Raw genomic sequence first — 19,184 nt, 5'->3', positions numbered from 1 at the left:
CGCCTCAGGGAGCGGGGATCTCCTCCGAACGGCCTTGCGGGGCCGGCCCGCCGGCGTCGGCTCCGGCCTTCTCCGCCCGCCATGCCGCCACCCACCGCCCGGCCACCAGCACTCCCAGCGCCTTGCCCTTCGGCGCGCAGTGCACCGGCAGCACGCTGAGGCCCCATCCGCCGGCCGCGACGGCGGCTTCCAGCACGCCCGTATCCCGGCCGAGGGCGAGCCGCAGTACGGCCCACCACCAGACTGCGCCGCATACCAGCGCCAGCGTCCAGCGCACCGCCCGCCCCGTCATGCCCACCACCTCCCGCCGGACACCGGCTCGCGGCCGCTCCCCGGCGGCACCGGCGGACGCTACGCGTTCTCCGCCTGGAACATCCAGTGATGCTTCTCCAGGTCCGCGGTGATCTGGATGAAGATGTCCTGGGACACCGGGTCGGGCTCCTCGGTCGCGTGCACGCGCTCCCGCATCCGGGTGATGACGGAGCCGAGGGCGTCCACCATCGCCCCCACCGCGTCCCCGTCCTTGATCCAGCCCGCCGGGGTGGTCTTGATGCCGCTCGTCGAGGACACCGTGGCGGCGCGACCGTCGGGCGGGACGCCCAGCGCCGAGGCGCGCTCGGCCACCGTGTCGGAGTGGGTGCGGGCGGAGGCGACGACCTCGTCCAGCTGGAGGTGGATGGAGCGGAAGCGGGGCCCGACGACGTTCCAGTGGATCTGCTTGGCGACCAGCGACAGATCCACCAGATCGACCAGGGCTCCTTGCAGCGCCTCGGCCACGGTCTTCAGGTCCGCGTCGGCCAACGGGCTCTTCACGACGTACATCCGCTTCCTCCGGCGCTCCGGCGGCCCTGACGGCCGTCATGTCCCTCCACCATGACCGCCCCGCCCAAACCCGGCAAACGGACGCATGAGGCGGCATATATACACACATACGGAGGTACAGCACCAGGCATATGCGGGCGCACGGCACGAGGCCCCGGCCACGCTCCCCGGGTTCGTCCCGAGAAGCCCGGCCGGGGCCTCATCCATATCCGGCTGTGTCTGGCTGTGCCCGTCAGGCGTGGTGCCGCGTACGTCAGGCGGCGACCACGTCCACCGCCTTCGCGGGTGCCTTGATGGTCACCCGTTCCGGTGGCACACCGGTCACCGAGACGGAACCCAGCATCGGACGGACCGGCGCGGGTACGGGCTCGGTGGCCGCGGCGGACTGGGCCAGCTCGGCGAGCGCCAGTTCGTCGCTCACTTCACGCATGAGTTCCGACATCCGTACGTCCAGCGCGTCGCAGATGGCGGAGAGCAGCTCGGAGGAAGCCTCCTTCTGCCCCCGCTCCACCTCGGAGAGATAGCCGAGTGAGACTCGGGCGGACGAGGAGACTTCGCGCAGAGTACGGCCCTGGCGCTGGCGCTGCCGACGCAGCACGTCACCCAGCAGGCGACGGAGCAGAATCATCGGTGGCTCCCTCCTCGGACCGCGTAGCCGCATCCTTCACGCCCCACCGTACCGCCTCGCGCTGCGGCCGTGCGGGGAGCGATGTCGTGTTCACTCAGGGCTGCAAACATCAAAACCCCCCGTTCCGTTCCGTATCCTGTGCCCGCTCATTCCCGAACTGTTCGCCCGCAATCCGCTCGAGGAGCAGTGCGAGTACGCTCCGTACACTCTCTCTACGGATTTCCGTACGACTGCCGTTCAACCGCAGGGCCTCCACTTTTCCGCCACCGGCGGAGGGAGCGGGGGCCGTCAGCGGTCCGTCAGCGGCCACGAAGACCGTGCCGACGGGTTGGCCGTCCTGCGGGTCGGGGCCCGCGACCCCGGTGGTCGCGATGCCCCAATCTGCATCCAGAGCCTTGCGCACCCCGGCCGCCATCTGGGCCGCGACCTGCGGATCCACCGCTCCGCACCGCTCCAGCAGGGCCGCGTCGACGCCCAGCAGCCGGTGCTTGAGTTCCGTGGCGTAAGCGGTCACCGAGCCTCGGAACACCTTGGAGGCTCCGGGTACCGCCGTGATCTCCGCCGCCACCAGGCCACCCGTGAGCGACTCGGCGACCGCGAGGGTCTCGCCCCTCACTGTCAGTAGTCGCACCAGTTCGGTGGCCGGGGAACTCACGCTTCCGTCTCCTCCAACGCCGCCGCGCGCTCGGCGATTCCCTGCCTGCGCAGCACAATGGCTTGTCTTACGTAGTCAAGACCGGTGACAACGGTCAGGATGACCGCCGCGGCCATCACCCAGAACCGCAGGGTGGCCAGCCACCCGGTGAGCGGCAGCACATACATGCCGACGGCGACGCCCTGGGTCAGGGTCTTCAGCTTGCCGCCGCGACTGGCCGGGATCACGCCGTAGCGAATGACCAGAAAACGCATCAGTGTGATGCCGAGTTCCCGGCCGAGGATCACGATCGTCACCCACCACGGCAGATCGCCGAGGAAGGAGAGACAGATCAGCGCCGCCCCCATGATCGCCTTGTCGGCGATGGGGTCGGCGATCTTGCCGAAGTCGGTGACCAGGTTGTAGGTGCGCGCGAGATGACCGTCGAACAGGTCGGTGATCATGGCGACGGCGAAGGCCGCCCAGGCCAGCGAACGCCAGGCCGGGTCGTAGCCGCCGTTCGCCAGCATCAGCGCCACGAAGCCGGGCACCAGGACCAGGCGCAGCATGGTCAGCAGATTGGCGACGTTCCATACGCTCGCCTGGTTGACCGCTGCGGCCGTGATCTTGCCACCACGCGCGGGACGGCCCTCGGCCGTCGCCTCGGCGCCGGCGGCGGACCGGCCGGAACCGGGCCGGCCGGACGCGGCCTCACCCGGGGCGGACGCGGAACCGGAGACCTCGGACGCAACGCCGTCGGCAGCGGCGGCGCTGCCCCGTGCGCCGTGCGCACCGGAGGAGCCGCCCGCGGCGGATGCCGGGACTCCGGTCATCTGCCCGCCTCCTCACCACACCCGAGCGAGCCGGTCAGCGGCTCGGCCACCAGGTCGACACCCTCCGTACCGACCACCTTCGCCTCGACCATACGTCCCACGGTGAGGCCCTCGCCGCTCGTGAGCAGCACCTGGCCGTCGGTCTCGGGCGCCTGGTGCGCGGCGCGGCCGTACACACCCTCTTCCTCGTCCACCGACTCCACCATGACGTGCACGCTCTCGCCGACGCGCTCCTCGGCGCGCTGCGAGACCAGCTGCTCGGCGAGCCGGGAGATGTGGGCCAGCCTCTCGGCCACGACGTCCTCGTCCAGCTTGTTGCCGTACGTGGCCGCCTCGGTGCCCTCCTCGTCCGAGTAGCCGAAGACGCCGATGGCGTCCAGGCGGGCGCCGTTCAGGAACCGCTCCAGCTCGGCGAGGTCCGCCTCGCTCTCGCCGGGGAAGCCGACGATGAAGTTGGAGCGCACGCCGGCCTCGGGGGCCTTGGCGCGGATGGTGTCGAGCAGCTCCAGGAAGCTGTCGGTGTCGCCGAAGCGGCGCATGGAACGCAGCACACCGGGCGCCGAGTGCTGGAAGGAGAGGTCGAAGTACGGCGCGATCCCGGGCGTCGAGGTCAGTACGTCGATCAGCCCGGGACGCATCTCGGCCGGCTGGAGGTAGCTCACCCGGACCCGCTCGATGCCGTCGATCCCGGCCAGCTCGGGCAGCAGGGACTCCAGCAGGCGGATGTCGCCCAGGTCCTTGCCGTACGACGTGTTGTTCTCGGAGACCAGCATGATCTCCTTCACGCCCTGCTCGGCCAGCCAGCGCGACTCGTTGAGCACGTCGCTGGGGCGGCGGGAGATGAAGGAGCCGCGGAAGGACGGGATGGCGCAGAAGGTGCACCGCCGGTCGCAACCGGAGGCGAGCTTCACCGAGGCGACCGGGGAGCCGTCCAGCCGGCGGCGCAGGGGCGCGCGGGGGCCGGAGGCGGGCGCCAGCCCCTCGGGCAGGTCGGTGGGGCCGTGGCCGGGCAGCGCGACCGAGGCGGCCGAGTCCTGGCGCTCCGCCGGGCTGATCGGCAGCAGCTTGCGGCGGTCGCGCGGGGTGTGCGAGGCGTGGATGCCGCCGGACAGGATGGTCTGGAGGCGGTCGGAGATGTCGGAGTAGTCGTCGAACCCGAGCACACCGTCGGCCTCGGGCAGCGCCTCGGCCAGTTCCTTGCCGTACCGCTCGGCCATGCAGCCCACCGCCACGACGGCCTGGGTTCTGCCATGGCCCTTGAGGTCGTTGGCCTCCAGGAGGGCGTCGACGGAGTCCTTCTTGGCGGCCTCGACGAAGCCACAGGTGTTCACGACGGCGACGTCGGCGTCCTCGGCGTCCTCGACCAGCTGCCAGCCGTCCGCCTCCAAACGGCCTGCGAGCTCCTCGGAATCCACCTCGTTACGAGCGCAGCCGAGAGTGACGAGTGCGACGGTACGGCGTTCAGGCATGGGCTCAAGAGTACTTTGTCTCACCGACAGCCCATGTCGACGGGGTTGGCCGGACCCGGCCGACCCCGTCGGCCGGGTCCGCGACGGGCCGGTTCAGCCCGCGACGGGGTCGCCCTTGGTGTACGTCAGGCGCTCCACGGCGCCGGGCCGGAAGCTGTCCTCGATCTTCTTGCCGTTGACGTACAGCTCGATCGCGCCGGCGTCACCGAGGATCAGGTTGATCTTGGTGCTGTCCTGGAAGGTCTTGGACTGGCCCTTGTCCAGCAGGCCGTCGAAGAGCATCCGCCCGTTGTGGTCCTTGGCCGAGATCCAGCTGCGTCCGTTGGGCGCGCTGACCTGGACGGTGACCTTGTCCTGGGGGGCGGCCGCGATGGCGCTGTCGGTGGGCTCGGGCGCGGGGTCGGCGGGCTTGTCCTTGGTGGGCGCGGGCGAGGCCGCCTTGCTGGTGGCGGGGGTGGAGCTCTCGGCGAGCGACTTGGAGTCGCTTCCGCCGCCGCTGCCCTTGACCGCGGTGAAGCCCACGAAACCGATCACCACGACGATCGCGGCGACCATCGCCGCGGTCCAGTTGGGACCCCGGCGCTCGGGGCGGATCCGCTCGGCCTCGAACAGGGGTGCGGCCGGAGTGGGCGCGGGCCGGCCGCCGTGCTCGGCGTCGTACTGGGCGACCAACGGCTCGGGATCGAGATGGACGGCCCTGGCCAGGTTCCGGATGTGACCGCGCGCGTACACGGCGCCGCCGCAGGGGCCGAAGTCGTCCGCCTCGATGGCGTGCACGATGGCGAGCCGGACACGAGTGGCGCTGCTGACGTCGTCCGCGGTGAGCCCGGCCGCGATCCGCGCCTGCTTGAGGGCACGGCCCACGGAGATTCGGGCTTCCTGGGACTCGTCTGGGAAGGGACGCTCGTCTTCAGGGGAGTTGCCGATGGACACGGGGGCGCCTTTCGAGCGTGTAGCCACCTGTGCTGGAAGCTCAGTCTAGGGGGGGTACGAAAGGGTGGGGCAACCGGGCGGTAGGAACTTCTACGCCATCGGAATGGCCCGTCACTCCGAGGGCTGGACAGGCGAATACCCCGGGACGGGACGCTTACCTGTCCTCTCGCTCAACTTGACGTAGGACAAAGGGAAACGGTTGCCCGCCGCTCTCTAACGGGTGGATCACGGCGGGCACGGACGCAGCACGACGGCACGGCTCGATCACGTCGGAGACGGGCGCATCGCGACAGACCTCCGCCCGGCGTTCGTCGTGCGGAACCGGGCGGCTCTTATTACTATCCCTCGGATTCGCCCCGAATCACGGCGAGCACGCCGTCCAGGTCGTCGGGTTTCACCAGAACGTCACGCGCCTTGGATCCCTCGCTGGGCCCCACGATGCCGCGGGACTCCATGAGGTCCATCAACCGGCCGGCCTTGGCGAAGCCGACGCGCAGCTTGCGCTGGAGCATGGACGTGGACCCGAACTGGGTGGACACGACGAGTTCGGCCGCCTGGCACAGCAGGTCCAGGTCGTCGCCGATGTCCTCGTCGATCTCCTTCTTCTGCTTGGTGCCGACCGTGACGTCTTCCCGGAAGACCGGCGCCATCTGCTCCTTGCAGTGCCGTACGACCTCCGCGACCTCCTCCTCGGTCACGAAGGCGCCCTGCATACGGGTCGGCTTGTTGGCGCCCATCGGCAGGAAGAGGCCGTCGCCCTTGCCGATCAGCTTCTCGGCGCCGGGCTGGTCGAGGATGACGCGGGAGTCGGCCAGCGAGGACGTGGCGAAGGCGAGCCGGGAGGGCACGTTGGCCTTGATCAGACCGGTGACCACGTCGACCGAGGGGCGCTGGGTGGCGAGCACCAGGTGGATGCCGGCGGCGCGCGCGAGCTGGGTGATGCGCACGATCGAGTCCTCGACGTCGCGCGGGGCGACCATCATCAGGTCGGCCAGCTCGTCCACGATCACCAGCAGGTACGGGTACGGCTGGAGCTCGCGCTCGCTGCCCTCCGGCGGCTTGGCCCTGCCCTCGCGCACGGCCCGGTTGAAGTCGTCGATGTGCCGGTAGCCGTAGGCCGCGAGGTCGTCGTAGCGCAGATCCATCTCGCGCACCACCCACTGGAGCGCCTCGGCGGCCCGCTTGGGGTTGGTGATGATCGGCGTGATCAGGTGCGGGATGCCCTCGTACGCGGTCAGCTCGACCCGCTTGGGGTCGACCAGGATCATCCGCACGTCCTCCGGGGTCGCCCGCATCATGATCGAGGTGATCAGACAGTTGATGCAGGACGACTTGCCGGAGCCGGTGGCACCGGCGACCAGCATGTGCGGCATCTTCGCCAGCGAGTGCATGACGTAGCCGCCCTCGACGTCCTTGCCGAAGGCGACCAGCATCGGGTCGTCGTCCTCGGCGGACTCCGCGAGCCGCAGCACGTCGCCGAGGTTGACCATCTCCCGGTCGGTGTTGGGGATCTCGATGCCCACCGCGGACTTGCCGGGGATGGGGCTGATGATCCGCACGTCCGGGCTGGCGACCGCGTAGGCGATGTTCTTGGTGAGCGCGGTGATCCGCTCCACCTTCACGGCCGGGCCGAGCTCGACCTCGTACCGGGTGACCGTCGGACCGCGGGTGAAGCCGGTGACGGCCGCGTCGACCTTGAACTCGGTGAAGACCTGGGTGAGGGAGGCGACTATGGCGTCGTTGGCCTCGCTGCGGACCTTGCCGGGCCCGCCGCGCTGGAGCAGGTCCAGGGCGGGCAGCGAGTAGGTGATGTCACCGGACAACTGCAGCTGCTCCGCGCGCGCGGGCAGCTCACGCGGCTCCTCGGGAGTCTGCTTCGTGAGGTCCGGTACGACGGAGCCCCCGCCCCGTTCGGGGCGGGCGGCCGGGACCGGCCTGGCGGACGGCCGGGCGGCCTTGGCGGGGGCCGGCTCGGGGTCCGCGGCGGCGGGCGCGTCGGGGGCCGGGACCGGGGTGGTCTCCTCGCGGTCGCCGACGCTGACGCCCTGGGTGAGGTCGGCGACCAGCGGGGACGGCGGCAGACCGTGCTGCACGGCGCCGTCGAGCGCGGCGGCGGCAGCGGCGGCCACGTCCACGGCGTCCATCCGGCGGCGGGGATCCGGCTGGGGCACCGCGGAGCGCCTGGGCCGCCCGCGACGGCTCGACAGGGCCTCTTCCTCGGCCTCGTCGGGGTCGTACGACCGGGAGCCACCGGAGCGTACGCGGGAGCGCGCGGGCAGCGCCTCGCGCCACTGCTCCTCGTAGCGCTCGTCGTCCTCGCCGAACTCCTCCGGCTCGTGCTCGTGCAGCACGCCGAGGCGCACCCCGAGGGCGCGCAGCCGCTGCGGGATGGCGTTGACGGGGGTGGCGGTCACCACGAGCAGTCCGAAGACGGTCAGCAGCACCAGCAGCGGCACGGCGAGCATCTCGGTCATGGTGTACGTCAGCGGGGTGGCCGCCGCCCAGCCGATGAGGCCGCCGGCGTCCCTTATGGCCTGCATGCCGTCGCTGCGGGCGGGCGAGCCGCACGCGATGTGGACCTGGCCGAGCACCCCGACCAGGAGCGCGGACAGACCGATCACGATCCGGCCGTTGGCCTCGGGCTTCTCGGGGTGCCGGATGAGCCGTACGGCGATCACCGCGAGCAGTATCGGCACCAGCAGGTCGAGCCGGCCGAAGGCGCCGGTGACCAGGATCTCCACCAGGTCGCCGACGGGGCCCTTGAGGTCGGCCCAGGTACCCGCGGCGACGATCAGCGCGATACCGAACAGCAGCAGTGCCACGCCGTCCTTGCGGTGCGCCGGATCCAGGTTCCTGGCGCCCTGCCCTATGCCGCGGAAGACGGCGCCGACCGCGTGCGCGAGACCGAGCCAGAGGGCGCGCGCCAGGCGGTACACGCCCCCGGTGGGGCTGGGTGCCGGCCTCGGCGGCGCCTTCTTGACCGCGGCCTTGCGGGCCGGCGCCTTCTTGGCGGGCGCCTTCCTGGCCGGGGCCTTCTTCGCGGCGACGGCCTTCTTCGCCGGACCCTTCGCGGGAGCGGCAGCCTTCTTCGCGGGCTGCTTCTTGGCTGCGGAGGGACGTGAGGCCATGGGTGTGAGGTTACCGGGGGAGACGACGACGGACACGTGTGCCCACAGCTTCACCCGTTCGTGTCGCCCCTGCCGGGGCACGGAACTGACGAGGCTTCATGGGCAACCGCGGTCTCCGGGCGCCTCAGTTGGCCGGCGACACCGCGGGACCGCCCGCACCGGTACCCGGCTCCAGGGCGTCGAGCGCGCGGCGCAGTCCGGTGAGTTTGCGCTCCAGATGCGCCGCCGTGGCCACCGCGGCCGCGTCCGCGGAGTCGTCGTCCAGCTGTTTGGACAGCGCCTCCGCCTGCTCCTCGACGGCCGCGAGCCGCGCGGACAGCTCGGCGAGCAGCCCTGCCGACTCCTTGCCGGCGACCGCGCCCTTGCCGCCGCCCTCCAACTGGAGCCGCAGCAGCGCCGCCTGCTCGCGCAGCTGACAGTTCTTCATGTACAGCTCGACGAACACCGAGACCTTGGCGCGCAGCACCCACGGGTCGAACGGCTTGGAGATGTAGTCCACCGCGCCGGCCGCGTAACCCCGGAAGGTGTGGTGCGGGCCGTGGTTGATCGCGGTGAGGAAGATGATCGGGATGTCCCGGGTCCGCTCGCGCCGCTTGATGTGCGCCGCTGTCTCGAATCCGTCCATGCCCGGCATCTGGACATCCAGCAGAATGACCGCGAAATCGTCCGTGAGCAGTGCTTTGAGCGCTTCCTCCCCGCTCGATGCCCGCACCAGCGTCTGATCGAGCGCAGAGAGGATGGCCTCCAGCGCCAGCAGATTCTCCGGCCGGTCATCGACCAGGAGGATCTTGGCCTTCTGCACCATGGCCCGCCCTCCTCGCCCCGGCGGTACACCGGGCGCCGCCCCAGGGGACGACTCCCTTTCGCCGCCCGTCCTTGTGCCGGTCATCGTAGCCGCACCCCGCTTGTCGACACACCCTGTCACCGCGATGTCACCGTGCACACAGCGGAAACGCGGGGGGAACCGGGATGGTTCCCGGAACCCCACGTTCCCATACGTTCCCAACCACCTTAAGCGCACAACTCCGCGCACCGGCCGGGGGTTCCCCGGGTGTTCACACCATGGTCGGCCGATCCGGTCACTTCCCCCCCATCCACTGCTGGAGCACGCCCAGCAGATGGTCCGAGTCGACCGGCTTGGTCACGTAGTCGGAGGCGCCCGCCTCGATCGCCTTCTCCCGGTCGCCCTTCATCGCCTTCGCGGTCAGCGCGATGATCGGCAGCCCGGCGAACTGCGGCATCCTGCGGATCGCCGTGGTCGTCGCATAGCCGTCCATCTCCGGCATCATGATGTCCATCAGGACGACCGCCGCGTCGTCGTGCTGTTCCAGGACCTCGATGCCCTCGCGGCCGTTCTCGGCGTACAGCACCGACAGCCCGTGCTGTTCGAGGACGCTGGTGAGCGCGAAGACGTTGCGGATGTCGTCGTCGACGATCAGCACCTTCTGCCCACCGAAACGCACCCCGTGCACGGACGGCGCGCCGTCCTGCTCGGGCGCCGCCGCCCACTGCTCGGCACGCTGCTCGCCGCCCTGCGGCAGGCTCCGCCTGCGGCGCCGGAAGAGCGCCGCCGGCCCGTTCTGCATCTCCAGGTACGACTTGACCTCGGCCGGCGTCTCGATCTCGGGGGCGGCCAGCTGCGAGGACTGCTCCGCATCGGAGGCCGCCAGGTCACCGGCCTCCAGCGGGGCCACGGACTGCTGGTACCCCTGCGGCGGCAGCTCGCTCGGGTACAGCGGCAGGTAGAGCGTGAACGTGGAGCCGCGGCCCGGTTCGCTCTGCGCGTGGATCTCACCACCGAGCAGCTGCGCGATCTCCCGGGAGATCGACAGACCGAGGCCGGTGCCGCCGTACTTGCGGCTGGTGGTGCCGTCCGCCTGCTTGAACGCCTCGAAGATCACCCGCATCTTGCTGGCCGCGATCCCGATGCCGGTGTCCGTCACCGAGAACGCGATCAGCTCCCCGTCCGGATCGGTGAGCGACCCGGCCTCCAGCAGCTGCTCCCGGATGTGCTGCGGGACATTCGCGCCCGCGGGCCGGATGACCAGCTCCACCGACCCGGAATCGGTGAACTTCACCGCGTTGGACAGCAGGTTGCGCAGCACCTGGAGCAGCCGCTGCTCGTCGGTGTGCAGGGTCGCCGGCAGCTCCGGGGAGACCCGCACCGACAGGTCCAGGCCCTTCTCCGCGGTCAGTGGCCGGAAGGTCGCCTCCACGTAGTCCACGAGCTGCACGAGCGCGATCCGGGTCGGCGAGACGTCCATCTTGCCCGCCTCGACCTTCGCGAGGTCCAGGATGTCGTTGATCAGCTGGAGCAGATCGGATCCGGCGCCGTGGATGGTCTCGGCGAACTCGACCTGCTTGGGCGAGAGGTTGCCCTCGGCGTTGTCGGCGAGCAGCTTGGCCAGGATCAGCAGCGAGTTCAGCGGCGTACGCAGCTCGTGCGACATGTTGGCCAGGAACTCGCTCTTGTAACGCATGGACACGGCGAGTTGCTCGGCACGCTCCTCCAGGACCTGCCGCGCCTCCTCGATCTCGGTGTTCTTCACCTCGATGTCCCGGTTCTGCCGGGCCAGCAGCTCGGCCTTCTCCTCCAGTTCGGCGTTGGAGTCCTGGAGCGCCTTCTGCCGGTTCTCCAACTCGGCCGACCGCTCGCGCAGTTGCTCGGTCAGCTCCTGTGACTGCTCCAGCAGCTGCTCGGTCTTGGTGTTGACCGAGATAGTGTTGACGCTGGTCGCGATCACCTCGGCGATCTGGTTCAGGAAGTCCTTCTGGATCTGTGTGAACGGCGTGAAGGAGGCCAGTTCGATCACACCGAGCACGGTGTCCTCGAACAGCACCGGCAGCACGATCACCTGCGCGGGCGGGGCCTCGCCGAGCCCGGAGGAGATCTTCAGATAGCCGCTCGGCGCGTCCGAGACCAGGATGGTGCGCTTCTCCTGGGCGGCCGTGCCGACCAGCGCCTCACCGGGCCGGAACGACGTCGGCATGGAGCCCATCGAGTAGCCGTACGAACCCAGCATCCGCAGCTCGTAGGCTTCCTTGTCGTCGCCGGTGTCCTTGCCCTCCATGCGCGACATCGCCAGGAAGAACGCGCCGTGCTGCGCGGAGACCACCGGCGTCAGCTCGCTCATGATCAGCGAAGCCACGTCCTGGAGGTCGCGACGGCCCTGCATGAGCGCGGAGATGCGGGCCAGGTTGCCCTTGAGCCAGTCCTGCTCCTTGTTGGCGATCGTGGTGTCCCGCAGGTTCGCGATCATCTTGTTGATGTAGTCCTGGAGCTCCTGGATCTCGCCGGACGCGTCGACGTCGATCTTCAGGTTCAGGTCGCCCCGGGTCACCGCGGTCGCCACCCGCGCGATGGCGCGCACCTGCCGGGTCAGGTTCCCGGCCATCTCGTTCACCGACTCCGTCAGGTCCCGCCAGGTGCCGTCCACGTCCCGCACCCGCGCCTGACCGCCCAGCTGGCCCTCGGTGCCCACCTCACGGGCCACCCGCGTGACCTCCTCGGCGAAACTGGAGAGCTGGTCGACCATCGTGTTGATCGTCGTCTTCAGCTCCAGGATCTCGCCCCGGGCGTCGATGTCGATCTTCTTGGTCAGGTCGCCCTTGGCGATGGCCGTGGTGACCATCGCGATGTTGCGCACCTGGCCGGTCAGGTTGGACGCCATCTGGTTCACCGACTCGGTGAGGTCCTTCCAGGTACCCGCCACGCCCGGCACGTGCGCCTGGCCGCCCAGGATGCCGTCCGTACCCACCTCGCGGGCCACCTTGGTGACCTGGTCGGCGAACGAACTCAGCGTCTTGACCATCGTGTTGATGGTGTCGGCGAGCTGCGCGACCTCACCGCTCGCCTCGATCGTCACCTGCCGCGTCAGATCGCCGTTGGCGACCGCCGCGGCCACCTGGGAGATGTTGCGCACCTGCATGGTCAGGTTGTTGGCCATCAGGTTGACGTTGTTGCTCAGGTCCTTCCAGATGCCCGTGACCCCCGGCACGTGCGCCTGGCCGCCGAGGATGCCCTCGGTGCCCACCTCGCGGGCCACCCGCGTCACCTGCTCGGCGAACGACGACAGCTGGACGACCATCGTGTTGACGGTCGTGACCAGCTCCAGGATCTCGCCCTTGGCGTCGACCGTGATCTTCTTCGACAGGTCGCCCTTGGCGACCGCGGTCGTGACCTCGGCGATGTTGCGCACCTGGATCGTCAGGTTGTTCGCCATGAAGTTCACCGACTGCGTGAGGTCCTTCCAGGTGCCGGAGACCCCCTGCACCTCGGCCTGCCCGCCGAGGATGCCCTCGGTGCCCACCTCACGGGCCACCCTGGTGACCTCCTGGGCGAACGACGACAGCTGGTCCACCATCGTGTTCAGGGTGTTCTTCAGCTCCAGGATCTCGCCGCGCGCGTCCACGGTGATCTTCTGGGAGAGGTCACCGCCCGCCACCGCGGTGGCGACCTGCGCGATGTTGCGCACCTGGGCCGTCAGGTTCCCGGCCATGCCGTTCACCGAGTCCGTCAGGTCCCGCCACACACCGGCGACACCGGGCACCTGCGCCTGGCCGCCGAGCCGGCCCTCCGTACCCACGTCCCGGGCCACCCGGGTCACCTGGTCGGCGAAGGCGGACAGCTGATCGACCATGGTGTTGATCGTGTCCTTCAGCTCCAGGATCTCGCCGCGCGCGTCCACGTCGATCTTCTGCGACAGATCGCCGTTCGCCACCGCCGTCGTCACCTGGGCGATGTTGCGCACCTGGGACGTGAGGTTTCCGGCCATGAAGTTGACGGAGTCCGTCAGTTCCTTCCAGGTGCCCGACACGCCGTCCACCTGCGCCTGGCCGCCGAGCCGGCCCTCCGTACCCACGTCCCGCGCCATCCGCGTCACCTGGTCGGCGAAGCTCGACAGCTGGTCCACCATCGTGTTCACGGTGTTCTTCAGCTTGAGCATCTCGCCGGAGACGTCCACCGTGACCTTCTGCGACAGATCACCGTTCGCCACCGCCGTCGTCACCTGGGCGATGTTGCGCACCTGGCCGGTGAGGTTCCGGAACGCGGTGTTGACGGAGTCCGTCAGGTCCTTCCACGTCCCCGCCGCGCCCGGCACCTGCGCCTGACCGCCCAGCTCGCCCTCGACCCCGATCTCCCGCGCGACCCGCGTCACCTCGGCACCGAAGGACGACAGCTGGTCCACCATCCCGTTGACGGTGTTCTTCAGCTCCAGCATCTCGCCGGCCACGTCCACCGTGACCTTCTGCGACAGATCGCCGTTGGCCACCGCGGTCGTCACGGCGGCGATGTCCCGCACCTGGGTCGTCAGGTTCCGGAACACCGTGTTGACCGAATCCGTCAGGTCCTTCCAGGTACCGGCCGCGCCCGGCACGTTCGCCTGCCCGCCGAGCCGGCCCTCCGCGCCGACCTCGTTGGCCACGCGCGTGACCTCGTCCGCGAAGATCCGCAGCGTCTCGGTCATCTGGTTGATCGTCTCGGCGAGCTGCGCCACCTCACCGCGCGCCTGGACCGTCACCTTCTGCGACAGATCACCGTTCGCCACCGCCGTGGTGACCTGGGAGATCCCCCGCACCTGGGCGGTCAGGTTGCCCGCCATCGTGTTGACGGAATCGGTCAGTTCCTTCCACACGCCGGCCACCTCGGGCACCTGCGCGCGGCCGCCGAGGATGCCCTCGGTACCCACCTCCCGGGCCACCCGCGTGACCTCCGAGGAGAAGGCCGAGAGCTGGTCCACCATCGTGTTGACGGTGTTCTTCAACTCCAGCATCTCGCCCGCGACGTGCACGGTCACCTTGCGCGACAGATCACCCTTGGCGACCGCGGTCGTCACCAGGGCGATGTCCCGCACCTGCGCGGTGAGCCGGTCCGCCATCGTGTTGACGGAGTCCGTCAGGTCCTTCCAGGAACCCGACATGCCCCGCACCCGGGCCTGACCGCCGAGCTTGCCCTCCGTGCCGACCTCGCTGGCCACCCGGGTGACCTCGTCGGTGAACGTCGACAGCTGGTCGACCAGGTTGTTGACGGTACGGCCGACCTTCAGGAACTCGCCCCGCAGCGGATGCCCGGTGCCGCCGTCCGGCGCCTGCGTCCGCAACTCCATGCGCGGCGACAGATCGCCCTCCGCGACCGCGGTGAGCACCCGGCCGACCTCGGAGACCGGTCGTACGAGATCGTCCACCAGCGCGTTGGAGTGGTCGATCGCCGTCGCCCAGGAGCCCTCGCAGGCCCCCGTCTCCAGCCGCTCCGTGAGTTTTCCCTCACGGCCGACCATGCGCCGTACCCGGGCCAGCTCGCCGGTCAGATGCAGATTGCGGTCGGCCACCTCGTTGAAGACCGCCGCGATCTCGGACATCACCCCGTCCCCGGAGACCGTCAGCCGTTTACGGAAGTTCCCGTCACGCATCGACACGAGAGCCGCGAGCAGGCGGTTCAGGGCAGCGGTGTCCACCTCGGTGGTGCCACCGTTCCTGCCCAGGGACGGTCCGCCCTTCGCGCGCGTCTTCCGGCCACGCGTCGCTGCGCCAGACTCCACTGTGTCCCTCCCGGGGGATCGACCCTTACTGCCATGGCGGAACGCTTCCGTCCGGCATACCGGCTTCGGCATACCGGATACTTCCGCGTACCGGTTACTGCTGCGTATTTCTGCCAGACGAGATCCGGCCACACCAAGGGCTGCTGCCCGCCGTTCACGGAACACACGCGGCGCGACCCGACTTTCATCAGAAGCCTGCCCAGTGTTTCACCCTGCCCGAACCAGGCCATAACAGTTCGGCAGCTTCGCACATCGTCCGCACACCCTGGGGGGTAAACACCGGCGACCGGCACCCGCTCGGACGGCGAAGGTAAGTAACCTTGCATCCGGCTGTCCAGCCGCACCGGTCCCGTCCGGCCTGGGCGGTGGCACCAGAACGAGCGGGCATCGGAGGGGCGGCCGCAGACCATGACCACCGGACTGATCCCGGGGGGACAGCCCCCGGAGCCGCAGCCGACCGACGCGCCGATGCCGCAGCAGCGGCTCGACCCGGCCGGCCCGTCCGACCTGCCCGCCGACAACCGGCCGAGGAGTTCTGTGATCACCGCGCGCGCGGCCGCCAGTTTCGAGCCCGTCGGACGATCCGTGGCGACCGCCCGGTCCTTCGTCCGCGACACTCTCCAGGGCTGGGGCTTCGCCGACATCGTCGACGACGCCGTCGTCCTCACGAGCGAGCTGGTGACCAACGCGGTCGTGCACGCCGGCACCCACGCGGAGGTGCTCTGCCTGCGCACCGACGACGGGGTGCGCATCGAGGTCTCCGACCACTACCCCGAGCGCGAGGTCCCGCTCCAGAGCTCCGTCAGTCCCATGGCCAGCCCGGACCGCGAGGGCGGCCGCGGCCTCCAGCTCTGCGCGGCCCTGGCCACCCGCTGGGGCGTCGACTACACGCCGACCCACAAGCACGTCTGGTTCCAGCTGAACCTGCCCGAACGACCGGTCGGCACCCGCACCGCCGGCCCCGCACTCCCCGCCGACCTGCTGCCGGTGGCCGACGGCCGGGTCCGCGTCGCCGTCCTCCAGGTCGACCGCAAGGGCACCGTCACCTCCTGGAACGAGGACGCGGAGGAACTCTTCGGCCACCCGGCCGCCGCGGCCGTCGGCAGGCCGCTGGCCGAACTCGCCGCCTGGCCGCACACCCCGGGCACCAGCACCGGTGTCGCCGAGGCCCTCCAGCTCTCCCGCTGGGAGGGCGGCTACGGCATCCGCGGCGCCGACGGCCGCGTCGTCCAGGTGTACGCCTCCCACCTGCGGGTCCGCGACACCGGCGGCGAGCCCTCCACCGTGTGCCTCCTGGTGCGCGACCACGAGCGCGCCGTGCTCCAGACACCCGCCCGGGTCCCGGCCGGCGACCAGGGCCCCACACAGGACGGCCAGAGCACCGACCCCTTCGAGGTGTTCATCGGCTCCCCTGCCCCCGACGACCTCGACGGCCTGCTCCAGCGCACCGTGGAACGCGCCCGCGACATGCTCGACGGCGACTCCGCGTTCCTGCTGCTGGCCACCGACGACGAGACCGAGCTGGAGGTCCGCGCCTCCACCGGACTGCCCTCCGCCCGCCAGCGCTTCGCCCGCGTCCCCGTGGAGGCCGGCCCCGGCCGCTACGGCTCCGCGCGCATGCCCGCCGTCCACGACGACCTCGCCGCGGTCCCCGGCGCCGTCCCCCTGCTCGGCGGCACCGGCATGCGCTCGGTCGTCACCGTCCCGCTGAAGGTCGAGGGCCGCCTCACCGGCTCCCTCGGCGTCGCGGCGGAGGCATCGGGCAGATACTCCAACGAGGAGGCGCTGCGCCTCCAGTTCGCCGCCGACCGCATCGCCCTGGCCGTGGAATCGGCGCGCCTCGGCGAGCTGGAGCGGCTGCGGCGCGGCTCCCTGAGCTTCCTGGTCGAGGCCTCCGACCTGCTGGCCGGCACCCTGGACCGCGACCAGACGCTGGCCCTCATGGCCCAGATGACGGTGCCCACCCTGGCCACCTGGTGCGCCGTGTACACCATCGCCGACCAGGCCTCGGACCCGTATCTGTCCTACGTGCTGCACGAGGACGAGGAACTCATCGACGGCATCAAGTCGTTGCTGTCGAAGATCGCCCCGCCGGACCCGGTGCCCACGCCCGGCGCCCGCGTGTGGACGACCCCGGGCGAGGTCGCCCACCAGGCCGCCCTGCGCACCTCCATGCGTACCCTGGGCCTGGCCGGCGGCCCCACGCACCGGGTCACCGCGGGCATCGGCCCGACCCTCGCCACAGCCTCCGCGGTCGGCGGGGAGACGGTCGTCCTGCCGCTCGTGGCCCGCAACCGGGTCATCGGCATGCTGGTCCTCGGCAAGCCCACCGACGAGCACTTCCGCCAGGAGATCCTGGAGCTGGCCGAGGACCTGTCCCGCCGGGCCGCCCTCGCCCTGGACAACGCCCGCCTGTACTCGGAGCGCACGGCCATCAGCCAGGCCCTCCAGCGCAGCCTGCTGCCGCCCGGCACCCCGCACATCGACGGCGTCGAGGTGGAGGTCATCTACCGCGCGGCCGGCGAGGGCAACGAGGTGGGCGGCGATTTCTACGACCTCTTCCCCATCGGCAACGGCGCCTACGGCTTCGCCATCGGCGACGTCTGCGGTACGGGACCCAACGCGGCGGCGGTCACGGGCCTCGCCCGGCACGCCCTGCGTCTGCTGGCCCGCGAGGGCCTCAGTGGCCCCGCGGTCCTGGAGCGGCTGAACTCGGCCATTCTCGACGAGGGCGACCGCAGCCGGTTCCTGACGCTCCTTTACGGCGAGCTGCGGCCCCAGCCGGACGGCAGCGCCGAACTGAAGGTGGTCTGCGCCGGCCATCCGCTGCCGCTGCGCCTGCGCCAGGACGGCACGGTCACCCCCGCCGCCGAGCCGCAGCCCCTGCTGGGCGTGATCGAGGACCTGGAGCTGTACGAGGAGAGGGTCACCCTCGACCCCGGCGATGTGCTGCTCTGCGTCACGGACGGCGTCACCGAGCGCCGCGAGGGCTCCCGCATGCTGGGCGACGACGGCCTCGCCGACGTCCTCACCACGTGCACGGGCCTGACGGCGGGCGCGGTCGCGGCCCGCATCATGCGCGCGGTGGAACGCTTCGCGTCCGACGCCCCGTCCGACGACATGGCCATTCTGGCGATGCGGGTCCCGGGCCTCCACCACAACGAAGGCTGATCCGGGGCGGCTTGGAGCCGCCCCGGACCCACTAAAAAGACCCCACCCGAGAGGGTGAGGTCTTTTTCGAGGAGCCCCCAAACGGAATCGAACCGTTGACCTTCTCCTTACCATGGAGACGCTCTACCGACTGAGCTATAGGGGCCTGTCGTTTTCGAGGTTTCCCTCGCGGCGACAAAGAAACTGTACCCCGAACCGGCCCGACTTCCCAAATTCGTTCGGGAGCCGGTCAGAAGGCGGGCTGGAGCAGTCCGCCGAGGGCGTTGCAGGCCGCGGCGACACGCTGCATCTCCCGTTTGGTCAGCGAGGCGTCGACGGGTAGTGCGAGTGTCTCGTCAGCGGCCAGTTCGGTCTGCGGCAGGGACACGCACCGGCGGAACTCGGGCAGCCGGTGGACGGGCGTCTTGACCGGCACCCGGCAGTCGACTCCCTTGGCCCGCAGGGCGCGTGCGAAGGCGTCCCGGTCCGGCCGGCCGTTGCCGGGCACCCGCACCACGTACTGCTGATAGGTGTGCCCGTCCCCGCCGTCCGGTGTCCGCACGCCCTTCAGCTTGGTGTCCAAAAAGGCGGCTCGCTCCCGCCGTTGCGCCGTCTCGTCGTACGGCACCTCGGACTCGCCCTGCTCCAGGACCAGCAGCTCGTGCCGCTGCCCCAGGGCGTGCAACCGCCCGATGTCGGCCTGCCGGCCGAAGCGGTGGACCACGATGACGGCCGCGGTACGGGAAGTCACGGCCGTTTCGACCGCCGCCGGGTCCAGGCAGTAGGTCAGGGGATCTATGTCGGCGAACACAGGGAGCGCGCCGGCCAGCGTCACCGCCTCGGCGACCTCGACGTTCCCGAAGGCCGGTACGACGACCTCGTCACCGACTCCGACACCGGCCGCCCTGAGCATTGCGGAGGTTCCCATGTACGGGATGCTCGGCGCACAGGGTGAACGACACGTTACGCGGAACAAAAAAAGGTCGGATCCTGAACCGAAGTTCAGGATCCGACCTTTTGAAAAATTGTTCGGCGGCGTCCTACTCTC

12 protein-coding genes and 1 tRNA gene are annotated in these 19,184 nt (G+C 70.3%); 1 reads left to right on the top strand and 12 read right to left on the bottom strand.

Annotated features, from left to right (window positions below; all coding sequences use genetic code 11):
- Positions 1-4: 4 nt before the first annotated feature.
- The 10 genes from VT52_RS27140 to VT52_RS27095 form a co-directional block, all read right to left on the bottom strand.
- Positions 5-292: a hypothetical protein gene (locus tag VT52_RS27140; RefSeq protein WP_046420628.1), complete on the bottom strand. Its 288-nt coding sequence runs from the start codon at positions 290-292 to the stop codon at positions 5-7.
- A 59-nt stretch (positions 293-351) separates the two neighbouring features.
- Entirely contained in the window at positions 352-822 is a 471-nt protein-coding gene (locus VT52_RS27135; protein WP_046420625.1) for a Dps family protein, read from the bottom strand.
- Positions 823-1,075: 253 nt separating this feature from the next.
- On the bottom strand, positions 1,076-1,450 hold the full coding sequence (locus VT52_RS27130) for a helix-turn-helix domain-containing protein (RefSeq protein ID WP_046420624.1): 375 nt from the start codon (positions 1,448-1,450) through the stop codon (positions 1,076-1,078).
- Between the two features lie 109 nt (positions 1,451-1,559).
- Positions 1,560-2,105, bottom strand: coding sequence for a CinA family protein (locus tag VT52_RS27125; protein ID WP_046420622.1), 546 nt, complete (start codon positions 2,103-2,105; stop codon positions 1,560-1,562).
- Entirely contained in the window at positions 2,102-2,917 is an 816-nt protein-coding gene (pgsA, locus tag VT52_RS27120) for a CDP-diacylglycerol--glycerol-3-phosphate 3-phosphatidyltransferase (RefSeq protein WP_046420619.1), read from the bottom strand. The genes VT52_RS27125 and pgsA overlap by 4 nt, the downstream gene beginning before the upstream one ends.
- The gene (rimO, locus tag VT52_RS27115) at positions 2,914-4,386 is read right to left on the bottom strand and encodes a 30S ribosomal protein S12 methylthiotransferase RimO (RefSeq protein WP_079175295.1); all 1,473 of its coding nucleotides are present in this window, start codon (positions 4,384-4,386) and stop codon (positions 2,914-2,916) included. The genes pgsA and rimO overlap by 4 nt, the downstream gene beginning before the upstream one ends.
- A 93-nt stretch (positions 4,387-4,479) precedes the next feature.
- Positions 4,480-5,319 carry a helix-turn-helix domain-containing protein gene (locus VT52_RS27110; protein ID WP_046420614.1) on the bottom strand — a complete coding sequence of 280 codons (840 nt, stop codon included), beginning with the start codon at positions 5,317-5,319 and terminating at the stop codon, positions 4,480-4,482.
- 338 nt (positions 5,320-5,657) lie between these two features.
- Positions 5,658-8,447, bottom strand: coding sequence for a DNA translocase FtsK (locus tag VT52_RS27105; RefSeq protein ID WP_206306611.1), 2,790 nt, complete (start codon positions 8,445-8,447; stop codon positions 5,658-5,660).
- 124 nt (positions 8,448-8,571) lie between these two features.
- Positions 8,572-9,252 carry a response regulator gene (locus VT52_RS27100; protein WP_046420612.1) on the bottom strand — a complete coding sequence of 227 codons (681 nt, stop codon included), beginning with the start codon at positions 9,250-9,252 and terminating at the stop codon, positions 8,572-8,574.
- A gap of 274 nt (positions 9,253-9,526) precedes the next feature.
- Positions 9,527-14,986: a HAMP domain-containing protein gene (locus VT52_RS27095; protein WP_107481460.1), complete on the bottom strand. Its 5,460-nt coding sequence runs from the start codon at positions 14,984-14,986 to the stop codon at positions 9,527-9,529.
- Positions 14,987-15,394: 408 nt separating this feature from the next.
- Between VT52_RS27095 and VT52_RS27090 the strand changes: the two genes are divergently transcribed.
- Positions 15,395-18,157, top strand: coding sequence for a SpoIIE family protein phosphatase (locus VT52_RS27090; protein ID WP_046420607.1), 2,763 nt, complete (start codon positions 15,395-15,397; stop codon positions 18,155-18,157).
- A gap of 72 nt (positions 18,158-18,229) precedes the next feature.
- On the opposite strand, the gene VT52_RS27085 is transcribed toward VT52_RS27090, so the two are convergent.
- Positions 18,230-18,302 (bottom strand) — tRNA-Thr (locus tag VT52_RS27085).
- Between the two features lie 84 nt (positions 18,303-18,386).
- The gene (locus VT52_RS27080) at positions 18,387-19,049 is read right to left on the bottom strand and encodes a DegT/DnrJ/EryC1/StrS family aminotransferase (protein WP_046420605.1); all 663 of its coding nucleotides are present in this window, start codon (positions 19,047-19,049) and stop codon (positions 18,387-18,389) included.
- Between the last annotated feature and the right edge of the window lie 135 nt (positions 19,050-19,184).

Source organism: Streptomyces malaysiense (genome assembly GCF_000980885.2).
Classification (GTDB): domain Bacteria; phylum Actinomycetota; class Actinomycetes; order Streptomycetales; family Streptomycetaceae; genus Streptomyces; species Streptomyces malaysiense.
Note: the sequence above shows the minus strand (reverse complement) of the source record. Positions and strands in the feature narration are given on the sequence as shown.

Excerpts from the sequence above, each read along its gene's own strand:
- VT52_RS27080 (WP_046420605.1), bottom strand. The coding sequence starts at position 19,049 with ATGCTCAGGGCGGCCGGTGTCGGAGTCGGTGACGAGGTCGTCGTACCG.
- VT52_RS27100 (WP_046420612.1), bottom strand. The coding sequence starts at position 9,252 with ATGGTGCAGAAGGCCAAGATCCTCCTGGTCGATGACCGGCCGGAGAAT.
- VT52_RS27105 (WP_206306611.1), bottom strand. The coding sequence starts at position 8,447 with ATGGCCTCACGTCCCTCCGCAGCCAAGAAGCAGCCCGCGAAGAAGGCT.
- VT52_RS27130 (WP_046420624.1), bottom strand. The coding sequence starts at position 1,450 with ATGATTCTGCTCCGTCGCCTGCTGGGTGACGTGCTGCGTCGGCAGCGC.
- VT52_RS27140 (WP_046420628.1), bottom strand. The coding sequence starts at position 292 with ATGACGGGGCGGGCGGTGCGCTGGACGCTGGCGCTGGTATGCGGCGCA.
- rimO (WP_079175295.1), bottom strand. The coding sequence starts at position 4,386 with ATGCCTGAACGCCGTACCGTCGCACTCGTCACTCTCGGCTGCGCTCGT.
- pgsA (WP_046420619.1), bottom strand. The coding sequence starts at position 2,917 with ATGACCGGAGTCCCGGCATCCGCCGCGGGCGGCTCCTCCGGTGCGCAC.
- VT52_RS27090 (WP_046420607.1), top strand. The coding sequence starts at position 15,395 with ATGACCACCGGACTGATCCCGGGGGGACAGCCCCCGGAGCCGCAGCCG.
- VT52_RS27135 (WP_046420625.1), bottom strand. The coding sequence starts at position 822 with ATGTACGTCGTGAAGAGCCCGTTGGCCGACGCGGACCTGAAGACCGTG.